The 2,941-nt window shown below is 43.0% G+C and carries 1 protein-coding gene and 3 tRNA genes; 3 read left to right on the forward strand and 1 reads right to left on the reverse strand.

Features of this window, described 5'->3' with window-relative positions:
* Positions 1 to 25: 25 nt before the first annotated feature.
* A tRNA-Val gene (locus tag KL866_RS12030) sits at positions 26 to 101 on the reverse strand.
* A gap of 1,001 nt (positions 102 to 1,102) precedes the next feature.
* Between KL866_RS12030 and gltX the strand changes: the two genes are divergently transcribed.
* The 3 genes from gltX to KL866_RS12045 all read left to right on the forward strand — a co-directional run bounded on the left by gltX (position 1,103) and on the right by KL866_RS12045 (position 2,895).
* Positions 1,103 to 2,512, forward strand: a complete 1,410-nt coding sequence (gene gltX, locus KL866_RS12035; protein ID WP_214995224.1) for a glutamate--tRNA ligase — start codon at positions 1,103 to 1,105, stop codon at positions 2,510 to 2,512.
* An 85-nt stretch (positions 2,513 to 2,597) separates the two neighbouring features.
* Positions 2,598 to 2,673, forward strand: a tRNA-Ala gene (locus KL866_RS12040).
* 146 nt (positions 2,674 to 2,819) lie between these two features.
* A tRNA-Glu gene (locus KL866_RS12045) sits at positions 2,820 to 2,895 on the forward strand.
* The last annotated feature ends 46 nt before the right edge of the window (positions 2,896 to 2,941 follow it).

A 2,941-nucleotide genomic window follows, 5' to 3' on the forward strand; every position in this document is an offset into this window, starting at 1 on the left:
TCACTGTTTAACCACTGTGAGGAAGTGGTGGACGCTACTGGGCTTGAACCAGTGACCCTCGCCTTGTAAGGGCGATGCTCTCCCAACTGAGCTAAGCGTCCGTATTTCTTAATAGCTTGCCTAAGCAAGTGGGGCGGTATTATAGAGTCGGTTACGTTAGTGTCAACAATAAAATTAAAGAAAAATGACTGTGTGCCCGAAATTTAGCCACTCTGACTGCATCTTGACTAAATTGATGAAAAGAACAGCGTTTTCAAAAGAAAGATTTTAATAGATGTAAGTGCCAAACGAGTTTATTTCAAACAGCGTGAAGTTGAATTGGAAGTTAAATAGGACAGACACTTATTTGCATAGGAAAGGAGGAAAGAGACACCCACACATTTGGAGGAAAGGGACAGACACTTTTTTTCACAGGAAAGGGACACAGAAAAGGGACACAGAAAAGGGACACCCACTCATTTGTATATAGCGTGGTTCAGGTATCCCTACCTAGTTCAAACCAGCAAACATTATCTAGATTATTTCTAAATTGATTAGAAATTGATTAGAAATTGATTTGGACACCCACTCGTTCGGTAAATGAAACGAAAATGTACATGAGGGATACTAAGAATAGAAAGAGTATAAAAGGACAGACACTTATTTGTGGCTCAATCAGAAAGAGCGTTTCGGTATCGTACTATCTGTTTAAGTGTGGCGGGTAAAATGCTGTTCCAAGTGGGGCGGACATACACACATAGACAAAAAATTTTAAGAGGGCTACCGCTTATTTTGCCTGATCAGAAAGCACAAGCACGCGAGCGAGTTGAATTGCGAGTTGAATTGGACAGTCACTCATTGGAAGTTGAATTGTCATTTTGGACACCCACTTTTTATTCATGAATATCTGTTTCTTTCATATCTACTTAATAGGTAGATTGTTATTAGGCTGATTTATAAATGTGTGTCCACTCCAGTAAATTAAAAAAGTGAGTAAGTAGGTATCAACATTAAGTGTCTGTCCACTTTCTTATCCTTCTATTCTCAACTTACTTTTGAAGTCGCGCGGAGACTGGTAGAATGCGCGCATCTTTAGAAATACTATTAACAATAGAGAGTGACCATGTCGGTTGTTACACGATTTGCACCCAGCCCAACAGGCTATCTTCACGTTGGTGGCGCACGAACTGCGCTTTATTCTTGGCTTCTTGCGAAAAGCAAAGGCGGTGAGTTTGTTCTTCGTATTGAAGACACAGATATCGAGCGTTCAACTGAAGAAGCTAAGCAGGCTATCCTAGATGGTATGCAATGGTTAGGTTTAACCTGGGACACAGGCCCTATTTATCAAACTGAGCGTTTTGATAGATATAAAGAACTTATCCAGCAGCTTTTGGATGAAGGTAAAGCGTACAAGTGCTTTATGAGCTCTGAAGAGCTAGATGCAATTCGTGAAGCGCAAAAAGAGCGTGGTGAGAAACCTCGTTACCCAGGTACATGGAGAGACAGAACTGATCACCCTGTAGGTCAGCCTTTTGTTATTCGCTTCAAAAATCCTTTAGAAGGAAAAGTGGTCATCAATGATCACGTGCGCGGAAAAATCGAGATTAGCAATACTGAGCTTGACGATCTTATCATCCAGCGCACTGACGGTACGCCAACATATAACTTCTGCGTAGTTGTCGACGATTGGGATATGGGGATTACTCATGTAGTGCGTGGTGAAGACCATATAAATAACACGCCACGTCAAATCAATATACTTGAAGCCCTTAATGCGCCTGTTCCAGAATATGCTCACGTTTCTATGATCTTGGGTGATGACGGCAAGAAACTGTCAAAACGACATGGTGCAGTAAGTGTGATGCAGTATCGCGATGACGGCTTCCTGCCACAAGCGGTACTTAACTATCTTGTTAGGTTGGGCTGGTCTCACGGCGACCAAGAAGTTTTCTCTGTCGACGAGATGATTGAGAAATTTAGTTTGGATGCAATAGGGCAGTCTGCGTCTGCATTTAATACAGAAAAGCTAATCTGGTTAAATCAGCATTACATAAAGACGTTGCCGGCAAGTGAGGTTGCCTCACATGCTAAGTGGCATTTCGAACAGTTAAATGTTGATTTAACAACAGGGCCAGCTCTTGAATCTATAATTGCTATTCAAGCGGATAGAGTTAAAACTCTTAAAGAGTTAGCAGAGATATCTACGTACTTTTATCAAGACTATGAAGATTTTGATGCGAACGCAGCGAAAAAGCACCTTCGCCCAGTCGCTCGAGGTCCATTAGAGCTTGCTAAAGCTAAATTAATGGCAATTGAAGAGTGGAACCCAGAAAATATCCAAGCTGCTATTAATAGTACGGCTGAAGAACTGGAAGTAGGCATGGGTAAAGTAGGTATGCCGCTACGTGTAGCGGTGACAGGTGGTGGTAACTCACCGTCTCTAGATATCACGTTGAATCTTATCTCAAAAGAGAAAATTGGCGAGAGAATCGACAAAGCGCTTACTTTTATAGCAAACAGAGAAAATTCATAAAAAAAGCGTTGACATGACAGAGGGGGATGCCTAGAATGCGCCCCGCTGTCACGGAACAGTCACACAAAATGACTGGTACCATGATGGGGCCATAGCTCAGCTGGGAGAGCGCCTGCATGGCATGCAGGAGGTCGGCGGTTCGATCCCGCCTGGCTCCACCAAGTCACACTGAGCTGTGATTTGATATAGGCTGAAGTTTATTGAACTTCGGATAGAAATTTCAGTAAGAATAAGGTCGCTCGGTTCGCAGAGCTCACCTCTCCTTACAGAAATTTAGTGAAGCTTCGCTTCACTGAACAAAATTTCTGTCCCCTTCGTCTAGAGGCCTAGGACACCGCCCTTTCACGGCGGTAACAGGGGTTCGAATCCCCTAGGGGACGCCATTTTATCGCGTCACAGTCGATTAAAACTGTGAAATAGGCTGGAGTT

Origin of the sequence: Alteromonas sp. ALT199 (genome assembly GCF_018619335.1) — a bacterium.
In the GTDB taxonomy this organism is placed as follows: Bacteria; Pseudomonadota; Gammaproteobacteria; order Enterobacterales; family Alteromonadaceae; genus Alteromonas.

Bases quoted from the DNA above. Each gene is read 5' to 3' on its own strand.
- gltX (WP_214995224.1), top strand. From the start codon at position 1,103: ATGTCGGTTGTTACACGATTTGCACCCAGCCCAACAGGCTATCTTCAC.